Origin of the sequence: Streptomyces pallidus (ex Mingjun et al. 2026) (assembly GCF_051550185.1) — a bacterium.
Lineage (GTDB): Bacteria > Actinomycetota > Actinomycetes > Streptomycetales > Streptomycetaceae > Streptomyces.
The window spans coordinates 4,825,861-4,851,101 of sequence record NZ_CP196181.1 but is presented as its reverse complement, the minus strand read 5'-3'; the positions used below and the strand labels follow the sequence as shown (position 1 = coordinate 4,851,101).

The 25,241-nt window shown below is 72.8% G+C and carries 25 protein-coding genes and 1 pseudogene; 12 read left to right on the top strand and 14 right to left on the bottom strand.

The window, feature by feature from the left end; translation table 11 throughout:
- The first annotated feature begins 96 nt into the window (after positions 1 to 96).
- Entirely contained in the window at positions 97 to 519 is a 423-nt protein-coding gene (locus tag ACSHWO_RS21420; RefSeq protein ID WP_361084611.1) for a hypothetical protein, read from the top strand.
- The gene (locus ACSHWO_RS21415; protein WP_361084613.1) at positions 519 to 887 is read left to right on the top strand and encodes a DUF488 domain-containing protein; all 369 of its coding nucleotides are present in this window, start codon (positions 519 to 521) and stop codon (positions 885 to 887) included. The genes ACSHWO_RS21420 and ACSHWO_RS21415 overlap by 1 nt, the downstream gene beginning before the upstream one ends.
- A gap of 69 nt (positions 888 to 956) precedes the next feature.
- Here ACSHWO_RS21415 and ACSHWO_RS21410 read toward each other — a convergent pair whose 3' ends face one another.
- The 7 genes from ACSHWO_RS21410 to clpS all read right to left on the bottom strand — a co-directional run bounded on the left by ACSHWO_RS21410 (position 957) and on the right by clpS (position 5,700).
- Positions 957 to 1,907, bottom strand: a complete 951-nt coding sequence (locus ACSHWO_RS21410) for a PLP-dependent cysteine synthase family protein (protein ID WP_361084616.1) — start codon at positions 1,905 to 1,907, stop codon at positions 957 to 959.
- Positions 1,907 to 2,194 carry a MoaD/ThiS family protein gene (locus ACSHWO_RS21405; RefSeq protein ID WP_361084619.1) on the bottom strand — a complete coding sequence of 96 codons (288 nt, stop codon included), beginning with the start codon at positions 2,192 to 2,194 and terminating at the stop codon, positions 1,907 to 1,909. The genes ACSHWO_RS21410 and ACSHWO_RS21405 overlap by 1 nt, the downstream gene beginning before the upstream one ends.
- A gap of 79 nt (positions 2,195 to 2,273) precedes the next feature.
- Positions 2,274 to 2,381, bottom strand: coding sequence for a putative leader peptide (locus ACSHWO_RS21400; protein ID WP_360637723.1), 108 nt, complete (start codon positions 2,379 to 2,381; stop codon positions 2,274 to 2,276).
- 77 nt (positions 2,382 to 2,458) lie between these two features.
- Positions 2,459 to 2,881 carry a Mov34/MPN/PAD-1 family protein gene (locus ACSHWO_RS21395; protein ID WP_385849219.1) on the bottom strand — a complete coding sequence of 141 codons (423 nt, stop codon included), beginning with the start codon at positions 2,879 to 2,881 and terminating at the stop codon, positions 2,459 to 2,461.
- Positions 2,882 to 2,981: 100 nt separating this feature from the next.
- Positions 2,982 to 4,433, bottom strand: coding sequence for an amino acid permease (locus ACSHWO_RS21390; protein ID WP_361084625.1), 1,452 nt, complete (start codon positions 4,431 to 4,433; stop codon positions 2,982 to 2,984).
- A gap of 341 nt (positions 4,434 to 4,774) precedes the next feature.
- Positions 4,775 to 5,386: a DUF2017 domain-containing protein gene (locus tag ACSHWO_RS21385; protein WP_438313884.1), complete on the bottom strand. Its 612-nt coding sequence runs from the start codon at positions 5,384 to 5,386 to the stop codon at positions 4,775 to 4,777.
- Complete coding sequence (clpS, locus tag ACSHWO_RS21380; RefSeq protein ID WP_361084631.1) at positions 5,386 to 5,700, bottom strand: ATP-dependent Clp protease adapter ClpS; 315 nt, start codon at positions 5,698 to 5,700, stop codon at positions 5,386 to 5,388. The genes ACSHWO_RS21385 and clpS overlap by 1 nt, the downstream gene beginning before the upstream one ends.
- A gap of 80 nt (positions 5,701 to 5,780) precedes the next feature.
- Here clpS and ACSHWO_RS21375 point away from each other — a divergent pair, with 80 nt between their 5' ends.
- The gene (locus tag ACSHWO_RS21375; protein WP_361084633.1) at positions 5,781 to 7,109 is read left to right on the top strand and encodes a nicotinate phosphoribosyltransferase; all 1,329 of its coding nucleotides are present in this window, start codon (positions 5,781 to 5,783) and stop codon (positions 7,107 to 7,109) included.
- Positions 7,110 to 8,057: 948 nt separating this feature from the next.
- A complete protein-coding gene (locus ACSHWO_RS21370; protein ID WP_438313880.1) occupies positions 8,058 to 8,663 on the top strand; it encodes an isochorismatase family protein in 606 nt (201 codons plus the stop codon).
- Between the two features lie 58 nt (positions 8,664 to 8,721).
- On the opposite strand, the gene ACSHWO_RS21365 is transcribed toward ACSHWO_RS21370, so the two are convergent.
- Together ACSHWO_RS21365 and ACSHWO_RS21360 are read right to left on the bottom strand one after the other, a co-directional pair.
- Complete coding sequence (locus ACSHWO_RS21365; RefSeq protein WP_361084638.1) at positions 8,722 to 9,033, bottom strand: hypothetical protein; 312 nt, start codon at positions 9,031 to 9,033, stop codon at positions 8,722 to 8,724.
- 124 nt (positions 9,034 to 9,157) lie between these two features.
- Positions 9,158 to 11,569, bottom strand: a complete 2,412-nt coding sequence (locus tag ACSHWO_RS21360) for an immune inhibitor A domain-containing protein (RefSeq protein WP_361084641.1) — start codon at positions 11,567 to 11,569, stop codon at positions 9,158 to 9,160.
- Between the two features lie 384 nt (positions 11,570 to 11,953).
- Between ACSHWO_RS21360 and ACSHWO_RS21355 the strand changes: the two genes are divergently transcribed.
- A complete protein-coding gene (locus tag ACSHWO_RS21355) occupies positions 11,954 to 12,346 on the top strand; it encodes a hypothetical protein (RefSeq protein WP_438313876.1) in 393 nt (130 codons plus the stop codon).
- Between the two features lie 128 nt (positions 12,347 to 12,474).
- A complete protein-coding gene (locus ACSHWO_RS21350) occupies positions 12,475 to 13,473 on the top strand; it encodes an IS481 family transposase (RefSeq protein ID WP_438309881.1) in 999 nt (332 codons plus the stop codon).
- Here ACSHWO_RS21350 and ACSHWO_RS21345 read toward each other — a convergent pair.
- Positions 13,470 to 14,234: an RDD family protein gene (locus tag ACSHWO_RS21345; RefSeq protein ID WP_385849391.1), complete on the bottom strand. Its 765-nt coding sequence runs from the start codon at positions 14,232 to 14,234 to the stop codon at positions 13,470 to 13,472. The genes ACSHWO_RS21350 and ACSHWO_RS21345 overlap by 4 nt on opposite strands.
- An 89-nt stretch (positions 14,235 to 14,323) precedes the next feature.
- Positions 14,324 to 16,012 carry an RDD family protein gene (locus ACSHWO_RS21340; protein WP_438313873.1) on the bottom strand — a complete coding sequence of 563 codons (1,689 nt, stop codon included), beginning with the start codon at positions 16,010 to 16,012 and terminating at the stop codon, positions 14,324 to 14,326.
- Between the two features lie 259 nt (positions 16,013 to 16,271).
- Between ACSHWO_RS21340 and ACSHWO_RS21335 the strand changes: the two genes are divergently transcribed.
- A complete protein-coding gene (locus ACSHWO_RS21335) occupies positions 16,272 to 16,754 on the top strand; it encodes an SsgA family sporulation/cell division regulator (RefSeq protein WP_361084652.1) in 483 nt (160 codons plus the stop codon).
- A gap of 98 nt (positions 16,755 to 16,852) precedes the next feature.
- Here ACSHWO_RS21335 and ACSHWO_RS21330 read toward each other — a convergent pair whose 3' ends face one another.
- Positions 16,853 to 18,244 (bottom strand): FAD-binding oxidoreductase, encoded by a 1,392-nt coding sequence (locus tag ACSHWO_RS21330; RefSeq protein ID WP_385849389.1) that lies wholly within the window; start codon positions 18,242 to 18,244, stop codon positions 16,853 to 16,855.
- A 96-nt stretch (positions 18,245 to 18,340) separates the two neighbouring features.
- Between ACSHWO_RS21330 and ACSHWO_RS21325 the strand changes: the two genes are divergently transcribed.
- Positions 18,341 to 20,206 carry a tetratricopeptide repeat protein gene (locus ACSHWO_RS21325; protein WP_438313870.1) on the top strand — a complete coding sequence of 622 codons (1,866 nt, stop codon included), beginning with the start codon at positions 18,341 to 18,343 and terminating at the stop codon, positions 20,204 to 20,206.
- Positions 20,207 to 20,325: 119 nt separating this feature from the next.
- Here the strand turns inward: ACSHWO_RS21325 and hppD are convergent, their stop codons facing one another.
- Positions 20,326 to 21,480, bottom strand: a complete 1,155-nt coding sequence (gene hppD / locus ACSHWO_RS21320) for a 4-hydroxyphenylpyruvate dioxygenase (protein WP_361084660.1) — start codon at positions 21,478 to 21,480, stop codon at positions 20,326 to 20,328.
- A gap of 134 nt (positions 21,481 to 21,614) precedes the next feature.
- Here hppD and ACSHWO_RS21315 point away from each other — a divergent pair, with 134 nt between their 5' ends.
- The 4 genes and pseudogenes from ACSHWO_RS21315 to ACSHWO_RS21300 all read left to right on the top strand — a co-directional run.
- Complete coding sequence (locus tag ACSHWO_RS21315) at positions 21,615 to 22,085, top strand: Lrp/AsnC family transcriptional regulator (protein ID WP_361084663.1); 471 nt, start codon at positions 21,615 to 21,617, stop codon at positions 22,083 to 22,085.
- Between the two features lie 89 nt (positions 22,086 to 22,174).
- Positions 22,175 to 22,777: an ArsR/SmtB family transcription factor gene (locus ACSHWO_RS21310; RefSeq protein WP_438313865.1), complete on the top strand. Its 603-nt coding sequence runs from the start codon at positions 22,175 to 22,177 to the stop codon at positions 22,775 to 22,777.
- Positions 22,778 to 22,965: 188 nt separating this feature from the next.
- The gene (locus ACSHWO_RS21305) at positions 22,966 to 23,208 is read left to right on the top strand and encodes a hypothetical protein (protein ID WP_438313862.1); all 243 of its coding nucleotides are present in this window, start codon (positions 22,966 to 22,968) and stop codon (positions 23,206 to 23,208) included.
- Positions 23,154 to 24,497, top strand: a pseudogene (locus ACSHWO_RS21300) (MFS transporter); the annotation flags it as partial. The gene ACSHWO_RS21305 and the pseudogene ACSHWO_RS21300, both read left to right, overlap by 55 nt.
- Here the strand turns inward: ACSHWO_RS21300 and ACSHWO_RS21295 are convergent.
- Entirely contained in the window at positions 24,427 to 25,224 is a 798-nt protein-coding gene (locus tag ACSHWO_RS21295; RefSeq protein WP_438313859.1) for a YlbL family protein, read from the bottom strand. The pseudogene ACSHWO_RS21300 and the gene ACSHWO_RS21295 sit on opposite strands and share 71 nt — an antisense overlap.
- Between the last annotated feature and the right edge of the window lie 17 nt (positions 25,225 to 25,241).

Below are 25,241 nucleotides of genomic sequence, written 5' to 3'. Positions count from 1 at the left end.
GGTGTCACCCGGGGGAGCGACGGTGTGCACGGGCGTGCCGGGGCCGTGCGGGGTTGGTTGCGTGCCGTGGGCGACGGGCGCGGCTACCGTCGGACTATGGATACGTCCTGGTGGCCCGCGGCCCTCGCGGTGGTCGCCGTGATGTTGTTGGTCCTGGTCGTGGGGCGTCGGCCGGGGATCGGCCGGCGGGCGCCGCCGCCGCACGGTCCGGGTCCGGCGCCTCGGCCGCGGGCGGGCGAGCTGTGGACGCTGGCGGACGGGCGGTCCTGTCTGGTGCTGGCGGCGGCGTCCGTGCGCGGGCACCGGGCGCGGGTCGCCTGGATCAGCGGGAAGTACGACGACCGGCGGGCCGGGGTGATCCCGCTGCCGCCGGGGACGGTCGGGGTGACGCCGGGCCGGGTGGGCTACCTGGAGGCGGACCGGCCGTCGGAGGTGTGGGTGTGGGAGTTCCGGAGCCGGCTGGGGGTGCTGGACCCCGCGGTGTGGGACGAGGTCAAGGGACTCGGAGGTGGCGGCTGATGGCAGCGGCGCGGGGCAGGGTGCGGGTGCGGCGCGTCTACGATCCGCCCGAGCCGGGGGCGGACGGGGTGCGGGTCCTGGTGGACCGGCTGTGGCCGCGGGGCCTGGCGAAGGCGGCGGCCGCGGTGGACGAGTGGCCGAAGGCGGTGACCCCGTCGGGGGAGCTGCGCACCTGGTACCACGGAGGCGGGGGGACTCCGGAGGAGTTCCGGGCGCGGTACGAGGCGGAGCTGGCGGCCCCGGAGGCGGCGGCGGAGTTGGAGCGGTTGCGGAGGCTGGCGGAGCGTGGGCCGGTGACGTTGCTGACCGCGGTCCGCGAACCGGGGTCGAGCCACGCGGCGGTCCTGGCGGATCTGCTGTCCCCGTAGCCCGCGCCCCGGGGCCCGTGCCCGCCCCGGGGCCCGCGGGGCGCCGCGGGGCCGGGAGCGGGGCGGGAGTCAGGCCCAGAGCTGGTTCTGGACGGCTTCGATGGCCGCTTCCGTCGTCGGGGCGGTGTAGACGCCCGTCGACAGGTACTTCCAGCCGCCGTCGGCGACGACGAACACGATGTCGGCCGGTTCGCCGGCGGCCACCGCCTTGCGGCCGACGCCGATCGCCGCGTGCAGTGCGGCGCCGGTGGAGACGCCGGCGAAGATGCCCTCCTGCTGGAGGAGCTCGCGGGTGCGGGTGACGGCGTCCGCGGAGCCCACCGAGTAGCGGGTGGTGAGGACGGAGGCGTCGTACAGCTCGGGGACGAAGCCCTCGTCGAGGTTGCGCAGGCCGTAGACGAGGTCGTCGTAGCGCGGCTCCGCGGCGACGATCTTCACGTCGGGCTTGTGCTCGCGCAGGTAGCGGCCGACGCCCATGAGGGTGCCGGTGGTGCCCAGGCCCGCCACGAAGTGGGTGACGGAGGGCAGGTCGCGCAGGATCTCCGGGCCGGTGCCGGCGTAGTGGGCGCCGGCGTTGTCCGGGTTGCCGTACTGGTAGAGCATCACCCAGTCGGGGTGCTCCGCGGCCAGCTCCTTGGCGACCCGGACCGCGGTGTTCGACCCGCCCGCCGCGGGCGACGAGATGATCTCGGCTCCCCACATGGCGAGGAGGTCGCGGCGCTCCTGGCTGGTGTTCTCCGGCATGACGCAGACGATCCGGTAGCCCTTGAGCTTCGCCGCCATCGCCAGGGAGATGCCGGTGTTGCCGGAGGTGGGCTCCAGGATCGTGCAGCCGGGGTACAGCCTGCCGTCCTTCTCGGCCTGCTCGACCATGTGGAGCGCGGGGCGGTCCTTGATCGAGCCGGTCGGGTTCCGGTCCTCCAGCTTGGCCCAGATGCGGACGTCCTCGGAGGGCGACAGCCGGGGCAGCCGGACGAGCGGCGTGTTGCCGACCGCGGCGAGCGGGGAGTCGTAACGCATCAGGCGGCGCCGCCGGCCACCGCGGGGAGGATGGTGACGCTGTCGCCGTCCTTGAGCTCGGTCGCGATGCCGTCGAGGAAGCGGACGTCCTCGTCGTTGAGGTAGACGTTCACGAAACGGCGCAGCTTGCCGCCCGCCGCCCGGTCGATGAGTCGCTCCTCGATGCCCTTGTGGCGCGTCTCCAGGTCCGCGAAGAGCTCGGAAAGGGTGCTGCCCTCACCGCTCACGGCCTTCTCGCCGTCGGTGTAGGTGCGGAGGATGGTGGGGATGCGGACCTCGATGGCCATGGCAGGCTCCAGTGTGAAGTGGTGCGGGGAGGGGTTGAGGGCGCGCGGCTCAGGGCCCCCGCGCGAGGGGCTGCGGTGCTCAGGCGGCAGGACAGATGCTGCTGGCGAGACGGCACAGGTCGACGTGCAGCCGCGCCACGAGCAGCAGTCTGCCGGGCGTCTCGATGCTCACGTCGGGAGGAACCATGCGGTCATGTTAACGATTCCCGGTCCGGCGTTTGGAGTGTGATCCCGCATCATGGACTCCTCCGTCCCGCATCCTGGTCAGTAGGCCTCGACGACCTCGACCGCCTCCTCGGTGATGACGCCGTCGACGATGCGGTAGGAGCGGAACTGGAACTCCCCGAGGCCGTCGGTGTCGGCGGTGGAGACGAGGACGTAGTGCGCGGCGGGCTCGTTGGCGTAGGTGACGTCGGTGCGCGACGGGTAGGCCTCGGTCGCGGTGTGCGAGTGGTAGACGATGACGGGTTCCTCGTCGCGGTCGTCCATCTCGCGGTACAGCTTCAGCAGGTCCTTGGAGTCGAACTCGTAGAACGTGGGCGAACGGGCCGCGTTCAGCATGGGGATGAACCGCTCCGGGCGGCCGGTGCCCGCCGGGCCGGCCACGACGCCGCACGCCTCGTCGGGGTGGTCCTTGCGGGCGTGCGCGACGATCTGGTCGTAGAGGGCCTGGGTGAGGGTCAGCATGAGCGACAGGATAAGCATGCGGGCCCCCGCGTACCGAGGTGTGGTACGTGAGGGCCCGCATGCTGGACACGTGGCTGGTGGGCCACGGTCGGGGTGCCGGTCAGGAGGTGGTGCTGCCGGCCTTGGTGAAGGCGGCTCCGGCCGGGTTGCGGCGCTTGAGCACGAGGTAGGAGACGCCGAGGATCAGCGCCCACAGCGGGGCGCAGTACAGCGAGACGCGGGCGTCGGCGTCGGCGCCCATCATCACGATGACCACGCCGATGAAGGCGAGGGACAGGGCGCTGGTCCACGGCGCGCCCGGCGTCCGGAACGGGGAGGCGGGCAGTTCGCCGCGCTGGACCCTGGCCCGGTAGCGGATCTGGCAGACGAGGATGACGATCCAGGCCCACATGCCGGAGATGGTGGCGAAGGAGACGACGTAGTCGAAGGCCTTGCCGGGGGCGACGTAGTTGATCCAGACGCCGAGGAGCATGAGCGCGGCGGAGAAGGTGGTGCCGACCAGCGGGGTGCCGTTCTTCGTCAGCTTGGTGAAGAACTTCGGGCCCTGGCCGTTGAGCGCGAGGTCGCGCAGCATGCGGCCGGTGGAGTACATGCCGGAGTTGCAGGAGGACAGGGCTGCGGTCAGGACGACGAAGTTGACGATCGCGGCGCCGATCCCCAGGCCCATCTTCTCGAAGGCCAGCACGAAGGGGCTCTCCCCCGCCTTGAACTGGGACCACGGGATGACCGACATGATCATGATGAGGGCGCCGACGTAGAAGACGGCGATGCGCCACGGCACGGTGTTGATGGCCTTGGGCAGGGTCTTCTCGGGGTCCTTGGACTCGCCGGCGGTGACGCCGACCAGCTCGACGGCCAGGAAGGCGAAGACGACGATCTGGAGCGTCATCAGCGTCTCGCCGATGCCGTTGGGGAAGAATCCCCGGTCGTTCCACAGGTTGGAGAACGAGGCGCCTGCGGCGGCGTCGGAGAAGCCGATGGTGAGGATGCCGGCACAGATCAGGATCATGCCGACGATGGCGGTGACCTTGACCATGGAGAACCAGAACTCCAGCTCGCCGAAGAGCTTCACGGAGATCAGGTTGGCGGTGTAGAGGACGACGGTGAAGATCAGGGCGTAGGCCCACTGGGGGAAGCTGTCGTGGGTCCAGTACGACATGTACTTGGCTGCCGCTGTGACCTCGGTGATGCCCGTGACCACCCAGAACAGCCAGTAGGTCCAGCCGGTGGCGTATCCCCAGAACGGGCCGAGGAACTCGCGTGCGTAGTCCGAGAAGGAGCCCGAGACCGGGCGGTACATCAGCAGCTCGCCCAGGGCGCGCATGATGAAGAAGATGGCCAGGCCCGCGATGGCGTAGGCCAGGATGAGACTCGGTCCGGCCTTCGAGATGGCCTTGCCGGCGCCCAGGAAGAGGCCGGTGCCGATGGCTCCGCCGATCGCGATCATCTGGATCTGGCGGGCGCCGAGCGTGCGGTGGTACCCCTCCCCGCCGTCGGCCCCGGTTCCCTCACCGGGTGCCGCGTGGTGCTGCTCGACCTGCGCTGAGGTCATGATCTGGTGCGCCTTTCTCCACGCCGACCCGCGCCTGACTGGCTGCGGATCGGGTCCTCGATCCCCCCGGATACGGATGGAGTTGCACGCCGGCGGTCAGCCGGTTCAAGCAGGCCGGCGGGAACATGGGTGGCGCCCCTTCGGCAGTCGTGAAGATCTATCACGGTTCGGGGACGACCGAAGGGAGTAAAAGTGGCACTGTGCCCGATAAAAACGGGACAAGAGACAAGAAAACGATCAGATCACCGTATGGCGGTGATCTGATCGTTATCCCGATCTGAGCATCAGCTGAGGATCCGCACCGGGCTTTCCGGGGGGATCCAGCGAGTTCCCGTGGGGCCTCAGAGGGTTTCGATCAGGGTTTCCTGGAGGCCGCCGAGCCAGAGGTACGCCATCACCATCGGCTTGCGCGGGTCGTCGTCCGGCAGCCGGTAGAGGGCGGCGCTCTCGTCGTCCTCGGTGATGTCCAACCGGGCCGCGATCGTCAGCCGCAGGTCGTTGAGGGCGCCGAGCCAGCGCAGCGGCAGCTCACCGGTGAGCTCCAGGACCGCCGCCCCGTCACCCCCGGGGGTGAGCGCGTCCAGGCTGCGGACGACGGCCAGCGCGTCCTGGCGCTTGCGGGTGCGCAGGTCGTTCTCGGTGAACCGGCGGAACTCCGCCGACCGGGCGACCAGCTCGTCCGCGTCGACACCCTCCTCCGCGCTGCCGGGACCGGGGCCGTAGGCGTCCGGGAACAGTCGCGCGAGCGCCGGATCGGAAGGGGGCTCGGTGGGGCCCTCGGCGAAGAGGGCGGCCAGCGGGTCGGCCCCCGCGTCCGGCTCGGGCCCGCCGGGGCCGATGAGCTCCAACAGCTGTACGGCCAGGGAGCGCAGGATGGAGATCTCGATCTCGTCGAGCGCGATGGCGGCGCCGCCGCCGTTGCGTGCTTCGAACATTCCGGTGGAGCGCCCCATCACATCCGGTCCTGGGAGAGGGTCGCCCACAGGCCGTAGCCGTGCATGGCCTGCACGTCGCGCTCCATTTCCTCGCGGGTGCCGCTGGACACCACGGCCCGCCCCTTGTGGTGGACGTCGAGCATCAGTCTGTGCGCCTTGTCCTTCGAGTAGCCGAAGTACGCCTGGAACACGTACGTCACGTAGCTCATGAGATTCACCGGGTCGTTGTGCACCAGCGTCACCCAGGGGACGTCGGGTTCGGGGACCGCGGATGCCTCTTCGGCCGATTCGGTGCGTTCGATCTCAATGGGAGCAACACTCACCCGTCCCATGCTGCCACTGTGACAGGCCCGTCGCACAAACGGGACCTACATTTCGTCACTCTGACGAAATGTGCGCTAGCATCCCTGACATGAACCCTGCGGACCTGGGCCTGCCGGTGGACGTGCCGTCGACAGCGCTCTTCACGGACCATTACGAGCTCACGATGCTGCAGGCCGCCCTGGCGAACGGCACCGCCGACCGCCGCTCGGTCTTCGAGGTGTTCACCCGCCGGCTGCCCGAGGGGCGGCGCTACGGAGTGGTGGGCGGCACCGGCCGCGTCCTGGACGCGGTGGAGAACTTCCGCTTCGACACCGCCGTGCTGGAGTTCCTGCGCGAGCGGGCCGTCGTCGACATGCGGACCCTGGACTGGCTCTCCTCGTACCGCTTCTCGGGTGACATCTGGGGCTATCCGGAGGGCGAGGTGTACTTCCCCGGCTCGCCGATCCTGCGGGTCGAGGGCAGCTTCGCCGAGTGCGTGCTGCTGGAGACCGTCGTCCTGTCGATCCTCAACCACGACTCGGCGATCGCGGCCGCCGCCTCCCGGATGGCCTCGGCCGCCGGCGACCGGCCGCTGATCGAGATGGGCGCGCGGCGCACCCACGAACTGGCCGCCGTGGCCGCCTCGCGGGCCGCGTACGTCGGCGGCTTCACCTCCACCTCGGACCTGGCGGCCGGATTCCGCTACGGCATCCCCACCGTCGGCACCAGCGCGCACGCCTTCACCCTGCTGCACGACAGCGAGCGGGACGCGTTCACCGCCCAGGTGGCCTCGCTCGGCCGGGGAACCACCCTGCTGGTTGACACGTACGACGTGGCCGAGGCGGTCAGGGCCGCCGTCGACATCGCCGGCCCGGAACTCGGGGCCGTCCGGATCGACTCCGGCGACCTGCTGCTGGTCGCGCACCGGGTGCGGCAGCAGCTCGACGAACTGGGCGCCACCGGGACACGGATCGTCGTCACCTCCGACCTCGACGAGTACGCGATCGCCTCGCTGGCGGCCGCCCCGGTCGACGCGTACGGCGTCGGCACCCAGCTGGTCACCGGCAGCGGGAACCCGACCTGCTCCATGGTCTACAAGCTGGTCGCCCGGGCCGACTCCGCCGACCCCAAGGCACCGCTGGTGCCGGTGGCGAAGAAGGCCTCGAGCGGCAAGACCTCCATCGGGGGCCGCAAGTGGGCCGCCCGCCGGCCGGACGCCGACGGCGTCGCCGAGGCCGAGGTGGTCGGGACCGGGCCGGTCCCGGCGGCCCTGGCCAACCGGCAGCTGCTGGTGCAGCTGGTCAAGGGGGGCGAGGTGATCGGCCGCGAGCCGCTGGAGGTCGCCCGGGACCGGCACCGCGCCGCCCGCGGGCGGCTTCCGCTCTCCGCGACGCAGCTGTCGCGGGGCGAGGCCGTGATCCCGACCGAGTACGCCTGACCGCTGGCCGCGGCCCCGCCGCCCCCTCTCCCGCCCACCACCCTGACCGCCCACCACCCTGACCGCCGCCCGGCCTGACCGCCGCCCGGCCTGACCGCCGCCCGGCCTGACCGCCGCCCGGCCTGACCGCCGCCCGGCCGGGTCGCCGCCCGGGCCTGACCGCCGACCGGGCCTGACCGCCGACCCGGCCTGGTCGCCGACCGGGAGGGCCCGGCGCCGCCCGGCGGCTGCCGCCGGGGGGCTGCCGCCGGGGGGCGCCGGGGGGCGCCGGGGGGCTGGCGTTGCCGCTGCGCGGAGCCTTCCCCTACCCCGCCCCTTACCGAAACCGGGGACTCCGCCCCGACCCCCGGCGCCTCAAACGCCGGCGGGGCTGAAAGTCGGGGCTCCGCCGGACCCCGCGCCTCAAACGCCGGCGAGGCTGGAACTACCCCGCGCGGCGGGGGCGCTTGGCACCGCGGGGGCACCTGGCGCTTGGGGCGCAGCAGACCTCGGCGCGGCTGGGGCGGCCGGCGCTGGGCGTGGCCTCTCTCGCCAGCAGGCCGGGGGGCCCGGCGGGGCTGGGGGCCCGGCGGGGCTGGGGGCCCGGGGGGCTGGGGCGCCTGGTGGGGCGGGAGCCTTGAACGCGGGGGCTGGGGTCCGGGTGCTGCGCGGCCGGTGCGGTCAAGCGCCGCGCGGGCCGGATCATGGCGGTGGTCGGCATTCCGGCGCCGCCGGGGAAATCCAGCCTCGCCGGCGTTTGAGGCGCGGGGGTCCGGGGGCGGAGCCCCCGGAGTTCAGCCCCGCCGGTGTCGAGCCGCCGGGGGTCCGGGGGCGGAGTCCACGGTTTCGGGAAGGGGCGGGGTGGGGGAAGAGGCCCCACGCAGGGCCCGCCGCCGGACACCGCACCGCGCCACACCGCACCACACCACACCACACGCACACCACAAGACAAGCCGAAGGGCACGCGACATGCACCGCGCACTGATCGTCGTCGACGTACAGAACGACTTCTGCGAAGGCGGCAGCCTCGCGGTCGCCGGCGGGGCCGACGTCGCCGCCGCCATCACCGAACTGATCGGGCAGTCCACCGCCGGCGGCTACCGGCACGTGGTCGCCACCCGCGACCACCACGTCGACCCGGGCCCCCACTTCGCGCGGCCTCCGGCCGACCCCGACTACGAGACCACCTGGCCGGCCCACTGCGTGGCCGGCACCGAGGGCGTCGGGTTCCACCCGAACTTCGCGCCCGCCGTGGCCTCCGGTGCCGTGGCCGCCGTGTTCGACAAGGGCGCGTACGAGGCCGCGTACAGCGGCTTCGAGGGCGCCGACGAGAACGGCACCCCGCTCGCCGACTGGCTGCGCGAGCGGCAGGTCACCGAGGTCGACGTCGTCGGCATCGCCACCGACCACTGCGTGCGGGCCACGGCCCTGGACGCCGCCCGCGCGGGCCTGCGCACCCGCGTCCTGCTCGACCTCACCGCGGGAGTGGCCCCGTACACCACGGAGCGGGCCCTGGACGAGCTCCGGGCCGCCGGGGTGGACCTCGTCGGCACCCCGGTCGTCCGGGCCGCCTGAGGACCCGCACCGGCGCTCCCGCCCGCCGGCATTCCGCGCCGGCGCGCGGCCGAGCCGCTCAGGCGCCGCGCAGCAGGGCCCGTATCGGGTGCCAGAGCTCGCCCGCCTCGTCCGGGACGGCCCGCCACAGCAGGCCGTCCGGATGGTGCAGGACTGCCGTGACCTCGTCCGGGGTCGGTGGCTCGGTGTTGCCGCGCAGGTACACCGCGCGCAGCCCGAGGTTCCGCAGCCTGGTCAGGGCGCGGGCCCGGTTCGCCGCGAGCACCAGGACCCGTACGGGCCCGGAGTCGCTGCTCCCCGCCGGTCTGGGCAGGGTCAGCGCAACGACGACGCTCCCGTTCGGGAGCCTGGTGAAACCTCCTGCAGGCATGCTGTACGTCTCCCCCGTCAGCTGGATGTCTAATAACACCGGTCGCATGCGCATCTAAACGCGATCGGCCGCCGCCCGCTAGGGGGCGACGGCCGATCATGCTGTGACCTGCGGTTTTATCCGATCACTTGGTGGCGGGGCCGACCTCGATCGTCATCTGGAGGCCGTCGTAGGTCTCCTTCGCGATCTTGATCTTGGTGTTGGTGTCAGCCACCTTCACCGAGCCGGTCGGGTTCTCGTCGTAGTAGTACTTGCCCTTGTGGTCGTCGAAGACCAGGTTCGCGGGCTTCGGCTTCAGGAAGAGCGACTCACCCTTGTTGTGCAGGGTGAAGGCGTCCGTGGAGTACGCGCTGAAGGTGGCGTCGTACGGCTGGATCTTGTTGCGCAGCAGGGTGCCGTCCGACCACTTCATCGGCTTGGCGTTGGCGTCGATCGGCAGGATCAGACCCTGGCCCGGGTGCTGGCTGGTGTTGTTGTCCTTCTGGGACTTGTCCCACAGCCAGATCAGCAGGCCGTCCTGGTACGGGTAGTGCTCGACCCAGTTCGGGCGGGTGTTGGCCCAGCCGAAGTTGTACGGGCCCACCTTGAGGGTGGAGTCGTACGAGACGTAGCGACGGTTCTCCGCGATGTAGTACTGCGGGTACTCCTTGGTGAACCCGGAACCGACGCGGGAGAAGCCCTTGCCGGTCCAGCCGTTGTCGCCGTTCTCGGCGCCGTCGGTGAACAGGGTCTGGCCGTCCGCGGTGATCGCGAGGGCGTCGGCGGTGAAGCCCTTGCCGCCCGCGCCGCCGTCCGTCTGGTAGCGGAAGCGGAGGTCGATCTTCTTGCCGGCGTAGGCGTCGAGCGGGAACTTCAGGTCCTGCCAGCCGCCGGAGACGTCGGTGAGACCGGCGTTGCCCGCGGCGTCGGCCGGGATGGCCTTGCCGTTGGCGGTGCCGTTCAGGACGGTCCAGGTGGCGCCGCCGTCGGTGGACACCTCGGTGTAGAGGTAGTCGTAGTCCTTCTCGATGTCCCACCAGCCCTTGAGGGAAAGGGCCGCGGAGGACTTGCCGGTCAGGTCGACCGAGCGGGTCAGGGTGTTCTTGAGGTCGTCACCCATGTTGCTCCACCACTGCGAGGAGCCCTCGGCGGGAGCGACGATGTCGGTCTTGACCTGCTTCTTCGGCAGCTCGACGACCAGCGCCTGCTTGTCCTTGGTGTTGTACTCCGAGACACCGAGCTTGTGGGTGGACTTCGTCGCGGCCTTGGCCGTGTCGTAGTTCAGCCAGCCCAGCTGGAGCTTGTCCCAGGCGGTCATGTCGCCCGGCATGTCGCCTATGGAGTCCTTGCCCTCGCCGAGCCAGGAGCCGGCCGACATCAGGGACCAGAAGCCGACCGAGTTCTCGCCGCCACCGGAGGTGTCGTAGAGGTCCGGCAGACCGAGGTCGTGGCCGTACTCGTGCGCGAAGACGCCGAGGCCGCCGTTCTCCGGCTGCATCGTGTAGTCGCCGACCCAGATGCCGGTGTTGCCGATCTGGGTACCGCCGGCCTTGTTGTTGGCCGGGCCGGTCTTGCCGGCGTCGGTGCCGTAGGCGTACCAACGGTGCGCCCACAGCGCGTCCTTGCCCTGGACGCCGCCGCCGGCCGACTCGTCCTCGCCCGCGTGGACGATCTGGAAGTGGTCGATGTAGCCGTCGGGCTCGTTGAAGTTGCCGTCGCCGTCGAAGTCGTTGCGGTCCCACTGGTCGTACTGCGCCAGCGTGGCCTTGATGTCGGCGTCGGACTTGCCGGCCTTCTTCTGGGCGTCGACCCACGCGTTGACGCCGTCGCGGACGGTGTCCCACACGTTGGCGCAGTTGCTCTGGCCGCAGTAGTTCGAGCCGTAACGGGCCTCGTTGTACGGGATCTTGACCCAGTCGGCGACCTCGCCGTCGACCGAGTAGCGGCCCGAGGAGGTCTTCTCGTAGTAGGTCTTCAGCGACTCCTTGCCGTTGCCGGTACCGAAGTACAGGTCCTGGAAGTACTGCCGGCTGAAGTCCTTGCGCCACGCCGTGCTGTTGTTGTTGGCACGGTCGGGCTGGGCGATCGTGTTGTGCAGCGGGCCGGGGGTGCCGCCGTACTTCGGGACCGCGGGCTTGGGGCCGTCGGGGCCGTCCGGGTCGAACATGGTCGTGTTGTCGACCTGGTCGCCGAACTCGACGAGGATCGTGAAGATCTTGTCGGTCTTCTCGCGGCCGAGCTCGACGTACTTCTTGTCGTCGAGCTTGACGACCTTGGAGGCGCCCCGCTGCTCGACGGTCTTCTTGCCGCTCAGCACCTGGTCGAGGGCAGCTTCACGGGCCTGGGCCTGCTGGTCGCTGAACGGGCCCTTCAGGTTGTGCTGGACCTGCTCCTTCGCGGGAGCGGTCGGGTCCTGGCGGTTCGCGGCGGGCGCGGTCGCCGGCGCGTCGACGGCCTGGGCGGTGGTGAGGAAGGCGCCGGAGGCCGTGGTCGCGGCCAGGGTCACGCCGATGGCCGCCGCACGCAGGGCACGCCGACGGTAGGAATTGCTGGTCACTTGATGTCGTTCCCCTCCCGCGGCCGCGACACAGGTCGGAACGTCTCCGTAGGAGTGGGGGGTTCCGCGCGGCGCGCGTCTCAAGTGACGACATTTGACCGGAGAGTCTAAAGAAAAGACAGACCTTGACTTCTTCCTTACAACTGCACTATGCGGTCGGGGAGTTCCGCTATCCGGACGTTACGCAGTCATACGGGACGAAGGACGCGTCCTGCCCACGATGTGGGACGGGCGTACCCCCGTGCGCCCCCCGTGCACCGGGCACCGTGGGTCAGGTCACGCTTACGGCCCGTTCCGTCCGGGCATGCCCGGGACGTAGAGTCGCTTGACGCGCGACCCAGTTGAGCAGACTCCCCCGCAGCCGCCTTGAGGACGGAAACCGCCATGCCGCGCCCGACTGCCGCCCAGTTCCTCTACGGGTCCGCCGCCGTCGTCGCCTCGACGATCGCCATGCTGCTGCTCTCGCAGAGCAGCTCCGGAGCGGGTGTCGCGGTCATCACCACCGCCGGCCTCGCCCTCGGCCTGCTCGTCGCGCTCACCGCCGCCGCGCCCCGCGGCCGGGGCCGGCACGCCTCCGGGGCCGGATCCGCCGCCGGAGGCCGGCCGGGAGCCGTCACTGTTACCGAAGTCACTCCCCTTCAGGCGCCCGAGGGCGCCGACGAGGACACGGCGGCGGCCGCCCGGGTGCCGGAACCCCGGGCGGCCGCCGCCGAACAACCCCGACGACCCGTACAAGCGGCACGGCCCGCACACCCCGCACAGGCCGTGCACCACTGAGCTAGGTGTTCTGTCCGGGGAGGTTGTGTACAGGTGATGCAGGTCTCGGTTGGAGCATCTTGAACGGGTGAGGGCCTTCCGGGTTCGGTGTGGATTGCGACATCTCCACCGAACGACAGAAGGCCCTCATGCCCCACCGTAATGCACCCCTGACCGAGACCGGTCGTCTGCGCCTGGCCCGCTGCGTCGTCGAGGACGGCTGGCCCTTGCGGAGGGCAGCCGAGCGTTTCAGGGTCTCGCCGACCACGGCCCAGCGGTGGGCGGTCCGCTACCGGGCCCTGGGTGAGGCCGGCATGGCAGACCGGTCCTCCCGCCCCTTGCACAGCCCCCGCCGCACGCCGACCCGCACCGAGCGCCGGATCATCAAGGTCCGTCTCGCCCGCCGGTGGGGCCCGGCCCGCATCGCGTATCTGCTGGGGCTGGTGCCCTCGACCGTCCACCGGGTCCTGGCCCGGTTCGGCCTGGCCCGCCTGGCGCACCTGGACCGGGCCACCGGCCGGCCCATACGCCGCTACGAACGCGAGCGGCCCGGGGAACTGGTCCATGTGGACATCAAGAAGCTCGGCAACATCCCCGACGGCGGCGGCCACAGAACCCTCGGCCGTGCCCGCGGCGGGCGCAACAGCTCGGCACACCGGGACCCCGCCCGGCCCCGCACCGCCCACGGCCGCCCCAACCTCGGCTACAGCTACCTCCACACCGCCGTCGACGACCACTCCCGCCTGGCCTACAGCGAGATCCTGGCCGACGAGACCAAGGAGACCGCCACCGCGTTCTGGACCCGCGCACAGGCATTCTTCGCCGACGCCGGGATCACCGTCGAACGGGTCCTGACCGACAACGGCTCCTGCTACCGCTCCCACACCTGGCGGGACACCCTGGCCGCGGCCGGGATCGCCCACAAGCGAACCCGGCCCTACCGGCCCCAGACCAACGGCAAGGTCGAACGCTTCAACCGCACCCTCCTCGACGAGTGGGCCTACGCCCGCCCTTACCGGTCAGAGACCGAACGGCGCGAGGCATTCCCGCAGTGGCTGCACTCCTACAATCACCACCGCGGACACACCGCACTCGAAGGCAAGCCACCCTCCAGCCGCGTCCCCAACCTCACAGGGCAATACAGCTAGGCGGTCACCACCACCGTCTTGCCGACCTTGTCGTGCAGGGCCTGCCGGTACGGCTTGTCCACGAGCATCGACACGATCAGCGCCAGCGGCCACAGGCAGAAGCAGCAGATGAGCGTGGGCAGCCACAGCACCGCGGCACGGGCCAGGGCCGGGCCGGACTGCGGGACGCTGCCGTCGTTGAGCATCGCCACGCGCAGCCCCAGCGCCCTCTTGCCGACGGTCCTGCCGTCCTTCCTGGTGAACCACCAGTCGTAGCCGACGAACGCCACGATCGAGAGCAGGGTCATGGCCAGACCGGAACCGCTGTACGACTTGGCGAAGACCTCGCTGACGTCCTCGCCCTTGTCGGTCTGGACCGCGTACCGGTTCGTGCCGAAGGCCAGTTGGATGAGGAACAGGGGGATGAACACGATGACGACGTCGATGGCCCGGGCCGCGAGGCGCTTGCCGAAGTCGGCGAGCGGGGGCATGCCGGCGAGCGGGTCGGGCATGCCGTAGCCGCCGCCGGCTCCCGAACCGAAGGGGTCGCCGCCGTACGGGGGCGGCGGGGGCGGGTAACCGCCGCCCGGGCCGCCGCCGCGCGGGCCGCCGTCGTACGGGCCCCCGGGGGGCGGCGGGCCTCCCGGAGGGCCGGCCGGGGGGCCGGCCGGGGGCGGCGTCCCGCCCGGGGGCGTTCCGTTCGCCGGGGTCGGGCCCCCGGGCTTCTTGCGGAAGGGGTCGTCCTCGGGCGGCTGCTCCGGCGGCGGCTGGTCGGTGCTCATGCCCCGAGTCGAACCCGGCCCCGGGGGCCCCGCAACGCGGCGGAGTCCGATCGGGGGAGGCCGCTCCCGGCCCGCCTTCTGAGGGGTGGTCAGCGGGCCACGTAGGTCCCGGCGGCCCTGTCGTGCGCGGCCCGGCGGCGGGGTCGGTCCGCGAGGCACCACAGCCCGCCCACGGGCCCGAGGAACGCCCCGACCAGCCAGCGGGACAGGGCCGCGCCGAAGCCGGGCGGGCGGTACGTGGCGGCGGACAGGACGCGGACGCCGAGCAGCTTCTTGCCGGGGGTCCGGCCCCAACGGGCGGTCGGCAGCACCTCGTAGAGCAGTCCGAACACCACGAGGGCGCCGAGGACCAGGCCCGCGTACCCGGCGATGGTCGCGTCGAACAGCCAGACGGTGGTGGCCCTGCCGGTGCCCCGGGCCGCGTCCACCTTGGACTGGAGGTGCGCCTCGGCCGCCGGTACGAGGGGCAGGGCGACGGCCGCGGCGACGGCGCCCAGCACCAGGCTGTCCAGGGCGCGGGCCAGGAACCGGCGCGGCAACCCGGAGGGGCGCACGGCCCGCTCCGCCATCTGCTCGAAGACGGCCCGGTCGGTGGTCCGCGCCGGAGCCGGGACCGTCGGGGAGGCGGCGGGGGCCGCGGTGGCGGAGGCCTCGCGCACGGTGCGGGGCGGCTGCGCGGGCCCGGCTGCCGGCGGGGTCCGGTCGGCGAAGCCGCGGTCGGCCGGGGACACGGGGGGCTCGGCGGACGTACGGGGCGTGGGCGACGCGGGAGGCACGGCCGCGGCGGGGGCTTCGGCGGCCGCGGGGAACGCGGCGGCTCCGCGCGCCGGGGCCGACGCACGGGACGGCCGTGCGTCGGGCTGCGGCTCCGGGCGCGGGGCGGCGGGCGCGGCCGGGGCGCGGCGCTCCGTCGCCTGGGGCCACGAGGAGGTCATCCCGGAGTCCGCTCCGCTTCCGGGGACGGTGGGCCACGCCGTGACCGGGGCCGACTGCACGGCCGCGGCGGCGGCTGCGGCGGCCGGGGAGCGGGCCGACAGGATGCCCACGCCTTGGGCGGGGTACCGCTCGGCGGCCGCGGCCGCCGCCGCGGATGCGGCCGGGGTACGGGCGAAGGAGACGCCGGGCCCGCGCTCCGGCGCCCCGTCCGGGCGGCGGTCCGCGTACCCCTCCGGGCCCCTGCTCGGACCTTCGCCGGGACCGCTGTCGCTGCCGCCTGCCGTGCCCTGCGCCCCGCCCGTGGCTCTGCGGACGGTCGGCTCCGGCTCCGGGTGGGGGCCGCGGCCCGGAGCCGCGCCCGCGGGCCGGGCGGGTGCGTGCCCCGCGGCCGGTTCCGGCTCGGGCCGCCCGGCGGGGTCGCCGCCCCAGGACACCCGGCGGTCGTACGGCCCGCCGAAGCCGGACTGGCGCAGCGGGTCGGCCTGCCAGGCGTCGGCGCGGGCCGCCGGAAGCGGCGTCGACGGCGCCGGAAGCGGCGCCCGTTCGGGTTCGGGATCGAGATCGGGTTCGGGATCGAGATCGGGGTCGAGATCGAGATCGGGTTCGGGATCGAGATCGGGGTCGAGATCGGGGTCGGGTTCGAGATCGGGGTCGGGCAGGGCCTCGGTCACGGAGGTCTCGTCCGGCAGTGCCGGGCGGAGCCGGTCGGCCGGCGTGGCGGGCCGGCTCGTGCCCGGCACCCAGGACAGGCCGTTCCAGTACCGGACGTAGCCGGGGATGGACGGATCGGGGTAGTAGCCCTCGCGGGCCGCGTGCTCTCCGTCACCAGGGGAGGCCGTCATGTCCCCAACTCCGATCGTGGGCTTGAGGCTTGTGCAAGGGAAGGACCATAGCCAAGAACCGCCCCCCGGGAGGTCCGGTAACGGGAGAATCCAAGCCTTCGGGCGAACATCCCTCCGTAGGGTTGTTTTCAGCCACCAAAAGATTCACGCCATAGTGCGATCCGGTGCGCGAAGTCGCGTCATAGCCGGGCGCACGGGCGCTCTCTGCGGGTGTGGGGCGACAACCCGGCCCCGCGCACCGAACCGAAGCGAGGCCGCCATGCACCACCACCCCGTCGTCGAGCGCGAGCTGGAAGTCAGGCTGGTCCTGTCCCCCGAGCACAGCGTCCCGGTCCCCGCGCGACTGGTGTACCTCGTGGACGACCCGTACGCCGTCCACGTCACCTTCCACACCGGCTCCTGCACCCCGGTCAACTGGACCTTCGCCCGCGAGTTGCTGGTCGAGGGGGTGTTCCGCCCCTGCGGGCACGGGGACGTCCGGATCTGGCCCGCCAGGCTGGAGGACCGGTCGGTGCTGTGCCTGGCGCTCACCTCCCCCGACGGAGACGCCCTGCTGGAGGTCCCGGCGGCCTCGGTGTCGGCGTGGCTGGAGCGCACGCTGCGGGTGGTCCCGCCGGGCACCGAGGCCGACCTGCTGGGTCTGGACGCGGCGCTGGCCGAGCTGCTCGCCCCGACCCCGGCCGACGACCTGTGGATGCGCGATGCGTGGCCGTCGGACGAGGCCGCGGACGGTGACCTGTGATGCGGGGCGTACGCGGCCGCGTACGGGGCCGTCGGGGGCCGGGCCTGGGACCGGGTACCGGTCCGGGTCCCGGGCCCCGTGAGCGGGAGCGGCAGCGGTCAGAAGAGCTTGCCGGGGTTGAGCAGACCCAGGGGGTCGAAGGCCTGCTTGACCGCGCGTTGCATCTCCAGCCCCACGGGTCCCAGTTCGCGGGCGAGCCACTCCTTCTTCAGGACGCCGACCCCGTGCTCCCCGGTGATGGTCCCGCCCAGCCCCAGACCGAGGTCCATGATCTCGTCGAAGGAGGCGCGGGCCCGGCGCGTCTCTTCCTCGTCCGCGGGGTCGAAGCAGACCACGGGGTGGGTGTTGCCGTCGCCGGCGTGCGCGCAGACCCCGATGACGAGGTCGTGGGCGCGGGCGATGCGGGCGGTCCCGTCGAGCATCTCGGCCAGCCGCGAGCGGGGTACGCAGACGTCGTCGATCATCGTGGCCGGGCGCAGCGCGTCCAGCGCGGTGAGCGCCATCCGGCGGGCCTTGAGCAGCAGTTCCGACTCCGCCTCGTCCTCGGCGGGTACGACGGCCGTGGCGCCGGCGGCCGTGCACAGGCGGGCGACGGCCGCGAGGTCGTCGGCGGCGTGCGGGGTGTCGAACGCGGCGAGCAGCAGGGCCTCGGTGGTCTCGGGCAGGCCCATCCGTCCCAGGGCGTTGACGGCCCGTACGGTCGTACGGTCCATCAGCTCCAGCAGCGAGGGCGTCAGCCCGGCCTCCATGACGGCGCAGACGGCGGCGCAGGCGGCCGCGGCGGAGGGGAACTCGGCGGCCAGCGCGAGCTGTCGGGGCGGGGCCGGGCGCAGGGCGAGGACGGCCTGGACGACGACGCCGAGGCTGCCTTCGGAGCCGACGAAGAGCCGGGTGAGGTCATAGCCGGCGACGCCCTTGGCGGTGCGCCGGCCGGTGCGCAGCAGCCGGCCGTCGGCGAGGACGACGTCGAGGCCGAGCACGTATTCGGCGGTGACCCCGTACTTGACGCAGCACAGGCCGCCGGAGCCGGTGCCGATGTTGCCGCCGATGGTGCACTGCTCCCAGCTGGACGGGTCGGGCGGGTAGTACAGGCCCTGTTCGGCGACGGCCCGCGAGAGCACGGCGTTGACGACGCCCGGTTCGACGACGGCGGTGCGGTCGACGGTGTTGATTTCGAGGATGCGGTCCATGCGGACCAGGGAGAGCAGGATGCAGCCGTCGGTGGCGTTGGCGGCGCCGGACAGGCCGGTGCGGGCGCCCTGGGGGACGACCGGGACGCGTAGGGCGGTGGCGGTGCGCAGGACGTGCTGCACCTGCTCCGCGGTGCGGGGCAGGACCACGGCCGCAGGGGTGCCGGCGGGGCAGAAGTTCGCCATGTCGGTGGCGTAGGCGGCGGTCACGTCCGGGTCGGTGAGGAGGGCCTCGGCGGGGAGGCCTTCGAGGAGGCGCGTGCGCAGCCGTGCGGTGAGCTCGTCGTCCTTGAGTTCCATGGGCCCAGCGTGGCACCGGGGGCCATCGGTGTGAACACGGCCGCGGCGGGGTTCGGACACTGCGGCGGCCCATTCATATTGACGCACAGTGATCGCATGGACCGTATCGACAGGGAAGCCCAGGAGGCTGCGCCGCCGCCCGTGACGTTCACCGGCCGCAAGACGCTCGTGGCGGCCGCGGTCGCGGTGGTCCTGATCGCCGGGGCGCTGGTCATCCGGCCGGCCCGCGCGGGCGACGACGCCCGCCCCCCGGGGCCGATGGAGCGGGCCGCGTCGGCGGTCGGGACGGGGGCGCCGGCGGCGGTCGTGGACCTGTCGGCGCTGATCGCGGACCGGGAGAAATGGGTCGCGGAGCACCCGCGGGACGGGGCGGCGTGGGCGGTGCTGGGCTCGGCGTACCTGGAGCAGGCGCGGCGCACCGCGGACCCGGTCTGGTACCCGAAGGCGGAGCGGGCGTTGAAGCGGTCGCTGGAGCTCCGCCCGGCGGAGAAGGGCAACTTCGACGCGATGACGGGCATGGGAGCGCTGGCCAACGCCCGCGGGGACTACGGGACCGGGCGCAAGTGGGGCGAGCTCGTACGGGCGCAGGCACCGAAGCAGTGGACGGCGTACCCGGTGCTCGTGGACGCGTACTCGGGGCTGGGCGACTACCCGGCGGCCGAGAAGGCGATGGAGCGGCTGGTCGAGGTCCGGCCGGGGCTTACGGCGCACCTGAAGGCCTCGCAGGTGTACCGGGACCGGGGCTGGCGCGAGGACGCGGCGGTGGCGCTGGAGCGTGCGGCGGGGGCGGCGAAGTCCCCGGTGGAGAAGGCGTACGTGCTGTACCGGCGCGGGGAGCTGTTGTGGGAGCGGGGCGAGCCGGCCGAGGCGATGCGCCAGTACGAGGGGGCGCTGCGGGCGGATCCGGCTCAGGCGGACGCGCTGGGCGGCCGGGCGCGGGCGCTGGCGGGGCTGGGGCGCGGTGGGGAGGCGGTACGGGACTACCGGCTGGCGCTGGGGCGGGCGCAGTCGCCGCGGCTGGCGCTGGAGCTGGGCGAGCTGCTGGAGTCGCTGGGGCGCGGGGACGAGGCGAAGGCGCCGTTCGACCTGCTGCGGGCGGCGGCGGCCGCGGGTGGGGGGAACGCAGGCGGGCCGGCCGGGGTGCGCGCGGCAGCCGGGCGGGGCGGGGTGAACGACTCCGTGGTGCTGGGCCTGTTCGAGGCGGATCACGGGGATCCGGGTGCGGCGGTGCGGCGGCTGACGGCGGAGTGGGCGCGGCACAAGAACATGCAGGTGGCCGATGCGCTGGGGTGGGCGCTGCACCGGCTGGGCGATGACGCGGCGGCGTTGGAGTACGCACGGAAGGCGGCGGACCGGGGGCTGCGGAGCGCGGACTTCGCCTACCACCGGGCGGTGATCGAGCAGGGGCTGGGCGACGACGCGTCGGCGCGCCGGCACTTCCAGGAGGCGGTGCGGACGAACCCGCGGTTCTCGCCGGTACGGGGACCGCTGGCGGCGGGGGCGCTGGCGGCGCTCGGGGAGCCGCCGCCGGGCGGGCCGGAGAACGTGCAGCCGACCGCGCCGTGGGTGATGCCGGAGCTGCCGAAGCCGTCGGCTTCGGCGTCGGCGTCGGCGTCGGCGTCGCCGAAGCCGAGCGGCCCGGCGGAGAAGCGGGGACCGGCGGGACCGAAGCCGGCCAGGACCGGGGAGCCGGCCCGGCCCGCGGAGCCCGCCGAGCCCGCGAGGACCGCGGAGCCCGCCGAGCCCGGGCCGGCGAAACGCGGGCCGGCGCAGCCGGACCCCGACCCCGGTCCCGAGCGCGAGCCCGAGCACGAGGCTGATCACGACCCTGAGCACGAGCCCGAGCCGCAGCCAGGGCACGGTCAAGGGGCCGAGCCCGATCGCGGGCACGGGCACGAGGACGGGCCCGTGCCCGGGCCCGGGCACGCCCGGCCGAAGCCGAACGGCCCGGCGGCGCGCTGATCCGGTCCCGGGCACGGGGCAGGCCCCCTGCCGTCGGGCGAGGGGCCTGCTGCCGTCGGGTCCGAGGCGGGGCCGGGGCCGGGGCCGGGCCGGGGCCGGGCTCGTGGCTCCTGGCGGTCCTAGAGGTTGCCGCGCTTCTCCTGCTCGCGCTCGATCGCCTCGAACAGGGCCTTGAAGTTGCCCTTGCCGAAGCCCATCGAGCCGTGGCGCTCGATGATCTCGAAGAAGACGGTCGGGCGGTCCTGCACCGGCTTGGTGAAGATCTGGAGCAGGTAGCCGTCCTCGTCGCGGTCAGCGAGGATCTTCAGCTCGCGCAGGGTGTCGATCGGCACGCGGGTCTCGCCGACCCACTCGCCGAGGGTGTCGTAGTACGAGTCCGGGGTGTCGAGGAACTGCACGCCCGCCGCCCGCATCGACCGGACGGTCGCGACGATGTCGTTCGAGGCGAGCGCGATGTGCTGGACGCCGGCGCCGCCGTAGAACTCCAGGTACTCGTCGATCTGCGACTTCTTCTTCGCGATCGCCGGCTCGTTGATCGGGAACTTCACCTTCAGGGTGCCGTCCGCGACGACCTTCGACATCAGCGCCGAGTACTCGGTCGCGATGTCGTCGCCCACGAACTCCTTCATGTTCGTGAAGCCCATGACCTTGTTGTAGAACCCGACCCACTCGTCCATGCGGCCGAGCTCGACGTTGCCGACGCAGTGGTCGATGGCCTGGAAGGTGCGCTTCGCCGGCGGCTCGACGATCGGGGCGGCGGCGACGTAGCCCGGCAGGTAGGGGCCGGTGTAGCCCTTGCGCTCGACCAGGGTGTGGCGGGTCTGGCCGTAGGTCGCGATCGCGGCGAGGACGACCGTGCCGTGCTCGTCGGAGATCTCGTACGGCTCGTCGAGGCCGCGCGCGCCCTGCTCGACGGCGTACGCGTACGCGGCGCGGACGTCCGGGACCTCGATGGCGAGGTCGACGACGCCGTCGCCGTGCTCGGCGACGTGCTCGGCGAGGAAGCGGCCGCGGTCCGTGCTCGCCTTGATGACCGAGGTCATGACGAAGCGGGCGGAGCCGTTGGTGAGGACGTAGCTCGCCGTCTCGCGGACGCCGTTCTCCGGGCCGGAGTAGGCCACCAGCTTCATTCCGAACGCGGTCGCGTAGTAGTGCGCGGCCTGCTTGGCGTTGCCGACGGCGAAGACGACCGCGTCCATGCCCTTCACCGGGAAGGGGTCGGCCTCACGCGCGGTGTGCGGGGTGGTTTCGAAGTTCACCAGAGACTCAGTCATGAGCGCAGAGTCCCGCCGATCCACAAGCTGCGCAATAGTTTCCTGTTCTGCTGTACAAAGTGCCCAGCATGGCCGCAACATTGTTGAAACATCTGTGCAGGATGACTACCAGTGAGCCGCCTGGAGGCACCGCTATGGGAATCGATGAACTCGACGGTCGCCTCATCGTCCTGCTCGACCGTGAACCGCGGATCGGCGTCCTGGAGGCCTCGCGCCGGCTCGGGGTGGCGCGCGGCACCGCGCAGGCCCGGCTGGACCGGCTCCAGTCGAACGGGGTGATCCGCGGTTTCGGGCCGCAGGTGGACCCGGCCGCCCTCGGGTACCCGGTGACCGCGTTCGCCACGCTGGAGATCAAGCAGGGCCAGGGCGCCGACGTGCGGTCGCATCTGAGCGGCGTGCCGGAGGTGCTGGAGCTGCACACGACGACGGGGCACGGGGACATGCTGTGCCGGCTGGTGGCGCGCTCCAACGCCGATCTGCAGCGGGTGATCGACCGGGTCGTCGGGTTCGAAGGGATCGTGCGGGCGTCGACGGCGATCGTGATGGAGAACCCGGTGCCGCTGCGGGTGATCCCGCTCGTGGAGCAGGCGGCGCAGGAGGGCTGACCGGAGCCCGGATCCGGGGGCCGAAGCTCCAAAGGAAGCGTTGCAAAGAAACCCTTGCATAGATTTCTTTGCAGGCTTAGGGTTGCGGCATGCCCGAGAAGCCGGAAGCCCCGGAAACCCCGGAACTGCAGACCCGCACCCTCGACGCCCGCTCCCTGCGGGGCCTCGCCCATCCCATGCGCATCCGCCTGCTGGGCGCCCTGCGCCAGGACGGCCCGGCCACCGCGTCGCAGCTCGCGGAGCGGCTCGGCGAGTCCAGCGGCGCCACCAGCTACCACCTGCGCCAGCTCGCCGCCCACGGCTTCGTCGAGGACGCCCCCGGGCACGGCAAGGGCCGCGAGCGCTGGTGGAAGGCCGTCCACGACGGCACGGTCTTCGACGAGCAGCTCGTCTACGCCGAGGACCCGGCCACCCGCGGCGCCGCCGACCTCTTCCTGCACGAGATCGCGACGATCCACACGCAGGAGATGAGCACCTGGCTCGGCAACGCCCACGCCTGGTCCCAGGAGTGGCGGCGGGCCTCGGACATCAGCGACTTCAGCCTGCGCCTGACCCCCGGCCAGAGCCACGAACTCATCCACCGGGTCCACGACCTGATCAACAGCTACCGGGACGCGCCCCAGGACGAGACGTCCGAGACGGTGCGCTTCCACACCCACGCCTTCCCGCGCCACACCGGCGCCGGCGAGTAACCACCGGGCCCGGCCCGCACGCCAGCGCGACCCACGGCACGCAGCACGCAGCACGCAGCACTCAGCCCACGCAGTCAGCACGCAGCACTCCCGGCACGGCGCCCGAGACCCGCGCACCCTCCACGACGGGTGGCGCGCCGGTCAGCCATGCCCTCCACCGCCTTTCCCCACGCAGAAGGAGTCCTGCCATGCACGCCTTCACCCCTGCCGACGTCCAGGCCGGCACCGCGCTCCCGGCCCACGCCGCCCGTACCGCCGAGTTGGCCGCCGAGGCCGCCGCCGGGCAGCTGGCCGCCGAGGCCGCCGACCCCCGGCACCGCACGGCCGGCGCGCTGCGCAACCGGCTCGGCGAGACCCTGGTCCGCGCCGGGAACCGGCTGCTCCAGCCCGGCCACGGCCACGGTCACGGCCAGGTCCGGGCCGCCGGATGAGCCGCCGCCCCTTCGCCGCCGTCCTCGCCGCCAACACCATCTCCACGGCGGGGAGTTCCCTCACCCTCATCGGTGTCCCGTGGTTCGTGCTGCAGACCACCGGCAGCGCCGGCCGGGCCGGGGTCGTCGCCTTCTGCGCCACCCTGCCCGTCGTCGTCGCCGCCCTCGTCGGAGGCCCGGTCATCGACCGGGTCGGCCGGCGCCGGGTGTCCGCGGCGTCCGACGCGGTCTGCGCACTGGCGGTCGGCGCGATCCCGCTGCTGCACTACGCGGGCCTGCTGGAGTTCTGGATGCTGTGCGCGCTGATGGCGGTCGGCGGCCTCGTGCACACCCCCGGCCTGACCGCCCGCCACGTCCTGCTGCCCGACCTCGCCGAGCACGCCGGCACCACGGTGGCCCGTGCCGCGAGCCTGTACGACGCGGTCTTCCGCGGGGCCAGGATGATCGGAGCGGCGGTGGCCGGCGTCCTCATCGCGGTGGTCGGCGCCGAGGCCGCCCTGCTGGTGGACGCGGCCAGCTTCGCGGTCTCCGCCCTGCTGGTCGCCGTGTTCCTCCGGGGCGTCCCGGCGGCAGAGCCGCAACCGCGCCCGGAGAAGGCCTCGTTCGCCCGCTACCGGGCCGAACTGGCCGAGGGTTGGGCCTTCCTGGCCGGCTCGCGGCTGCTGCTGGGCGTCACCGTGATGGTGATGACGACCAACGGCCTGGACCAGGGCTGGTCCTCGGTGCTGCTGCCCGTCCACGGCCGCGAGGCCCTCGGCGGGGCGGCCGCGCTCGGCCTGCTCGTCGCCCTCTTCGGCGGCTTCGCACTGCTCGGCGCCCTGCTGTACGGGGCGTGGGGCGAGCGGTTCCCGCGCCGGGCGGTGTTCGCGGCCGCCTTCCTGCTCTGCGGGGCGCCCCGCTACGTCGTCGCCGCCCTCACCGACACCACCCTGCCGCTCGCGATGACGATGGCCCTGTCCGGGCTGGGCGCGGGCGTGCTCAACCCGATCCTGACCACCGTGGTCTACGAGAAGGTCCCCGACGCGCTGCGCAGCCGGGTCGCCGGTGTGACCACCGCCGGCTGCGAGCTGACCATGCCGCTGGGCGGCCTCGCGGCGGGCCTGCTCGTCGACGGGTTCGGGCCGGTCCTGGCGCTGCTCGCGTTCGGCGGGGTCTACCTGCTGACGACGCTCGCGCCGCTGGTCTTCCCGTCCTGGCGGTCGATGGAGCGGGAGCCGGTCAGCAGGACGGGGCCGGCTCTCCCCGGTTCAGCGCGCGCAGCGCGTTCACCGCGTCCGACAAGGAGCTGACGGGGATCAGCTGGAGGCCCTCGGGCAGCTCGGAGGCCGCGTCCGAGCACTCCGCCGCCGGGACGAGGAACACGCTCGCCCCGTCGCGGTGGGCGGCCTGCGTCTTCAGGGCGACGCCGCCGACGGCGCCGACCCTGCCCTCGGCGGTGATGGTGCCGGTGCCGGCGACGGTGCGGCCGCCGGTGAGGTCGCCGCCGCTGCCGTCGCCGTCGAGCTTGTCGACGATGCCGAGGGAGAACAGCAGGCCGGCGCTGGGGCCGCCGACGTCGGCGAGGTTGAGGTCGACCTTGACGTCCTTGGGGTCCTTCTTCAGGAAACCGAGGGCGGCCCTGGTCGCATCCTCCTGCGATTCGGTCATCTGCTCCAGGTTGTGCTTCTCGATCTCCTCGTCACTGCCGCCGGAGGGGTAGACGGCCTCCTTCGGCATGACCGAACGGCTGCTGTCGAACCAGTCGTCGAGGAGCTCGGGCAGGCGCACGGTCGTCGACGGCCCGGTGGCCTCGATCGTGGTCATGCGCAGCTGGCCCTTGGTCTCCCGGGCCGGGGCGCCGGTGATGACGATGACCGGCTTGCCCTCGTGCGCCCCGAGCACGTCCGCCGTGAGCCCGGGCTGGGCGATCACGAAGGGCAGCGGTGCGAGGGCCGCCACGGCGAACAGGCCGAGCACGGGCACGGCGCAGACGGCCAGGGCGGCGGGACGCGACAGACGTGAGAGGCGAGAGAGCACGCGGCCAATCTATCGGG

What these genes read in the sequence shown, in the direction of transcription:
- ACSHWO_RS21420 (WP_361084611.1), top strand. Translation starts at nt 97, where the DNA reads ATGGATACGTCCTGGTGGCCCGCGGCCCTCGCGGTGGTCGCCGTGATG.
- ACSHWO_RS21415 (WP_361084613.1), top strand. Translation starts at nt 519, where the DNA reads ATGGCAGCGGCGCGGGGCAGGGTGCGGGTGCGGCGCGTCTACGATCCG.
- ACSHWO_RS21410 (WP_361084616.1), bottom strand. Translation starts at nt 1,907, where the DNA reads ATGCGTTACGACTCCCCGCTCGCCGCGGTCGGCAACACGCCGCTCGTC.
- ACSHWO_RS21405 (WP_361084619.1), bottom strand. Translation starts at nt 2,194, where the DNA reads ATGGCCATCGAGGTCCGCATCCCCACCATCCTCCGCACCTACACCGAC.
- ACSHWO_RS21400 (WP_360637723.1), bottom strand. Translation starts at nt 2,381, where the DNA reads ATGGTTCCTCCCGACGTGAGCATCGAGACGCCCGGCAGACTGCTGCTC.
- ACSHWO_RS21395 (WP_385849219.1), bottom strand. Translation starts at nt 2,881, where the DNA reads ATGCTGACCCTCACCCAGGCCCTCTACGACCAGATCGTCGCGCACGCC.
- ACSHWO_RS21390 (WP_361084625.1), bottom strand. Translation starts at nt 4,433, where the DNA reads ATGACCTCAGCGCAGGTCGAGCAGCACCACGCGGCACCCGGTGAGGGA.
- ACSHWO_RS21385 (WP_438313884.1), bottom strand. Translation starts at nt 5,386, where the DNA reads ATGGGGCGCTCCACCGGAATGTTCGAAGCACGCAACGGCGGCGGCGCC.
- clpS (WP_361084631.1), bottom strand. Translation starts at nt 5,700, where the DNA reads ATGGGACGGGTGAGTGTTGCTCCCATTGAGATCGAACGCACCGAATCG.
- ACSHWO_RS21375 (WP_361084633.1), top strand. Translation starts at nt 5,781, where the DNA reads ATGAACCCTGCGGACCTGGGCCTGCCGGTGGACGTGCCGTCGACAGCG.
- ACSHWO_RS21370 (WP_438313880.1), top strand. Translation starts at nt 8,058, where the DNA reads ATGCACCGCGCACTGATCGTCGTCGACGTACAGAACGACTTCTGCGAA.
- ACSHWO_RS21365 (WP_361084638.1), bottom strand. Translation starts at nt 9,033, where the DNA reads ATGCCTGCAGGAGGTTTCACCAGGCTCCCGAACGGGAGCGTCGTCGTT.
- ACSHWO_RS21355 (WP_438313876.1), top strand. Translation starts at nt 11,954, where the DNA reads ATGCCGCGCCCGACTGCCGCCCAGTTCCTCTACGGGTCCGCCGCCGTC.
- ACSHWO_RS21350 (WP_438309881.1), top strand. Translation starts at nt 12,475, where the DNA reads ATGCCCCACCGTAATGCACCCCTGACCGAGACCGGTCGTCTGCGCCTG.
- ACSHWO_RS21345 (WP_385849391.1), bottom strand. Translation starts at nt 14,234, where the DNA reads ATGAGCACCGACCAGCCGCCGCCGGAGCAGCCGCCCGAGGACGACCCC.
- ACSHWO_RS21340 (WP_438313873.1), bottom strand. Translation starts at nt 16,012, where the DNA reads ATGACGGCCTCCCCTGGTGACGGAGAGCACGCGGCCCGCGAGGGCTAC.
- ACSHWO_RS21335 (WP_361084652.1), top strand. Translation starts at nt 16,272, where the DNA reads ATGCACCACCACCCCGTCGTCGAGCGCGAGCTGGAAGTCAGGCTGGTC.
- ACSHWO_RS21330 (WP_385849389.1), bottom strand. Translation starts at nt 18,244, where the DNA reads ATGGAACTCAAGGACGACGAGCTCACCGCACGGCTGCGCACGCGCCTC.
- ACSHWO_RS21325 (WP_438313870.1), top strand. Translation starts at nt 18,341, where the DNA reads ATGGACCGTATCGACAGGGAAGCCCAGGAGGCTGCGCCGCCGCCCGTG.
- hppD (WP_361084660.1), bottom strand. Translation starts at nt 21,480, where the DNA reads ATGACTGAGTCTCTGGTGAACTTCGAAACCACCCCGCACACCGCGCGT.
- ACSHWO_RS21315 (WP_361084663.1), top strand. Translation starts at nt 21,615, where the DNA reads ATGGGAATCGATGAACTCGACGGTCGCCTCATCGTCCTGCTCGACCGT.
- ACSHWO_RS21310 (WP_438313865.1), top strand. Translation starts at nt 22,175, where the DNA reads ATGCCCGAGAAGCCGGAAGCCCCGGAAACCCCGGAACTGCAGACCCGC.
- ACSHWO_RS21305 (WP_438313862.1), top strand. Translation starts at nt 22,966, where the DNA reads ATGCACGCCTTCACCCCTGCCGACGTCCAGGCCGGCACCGCGCTCCCG.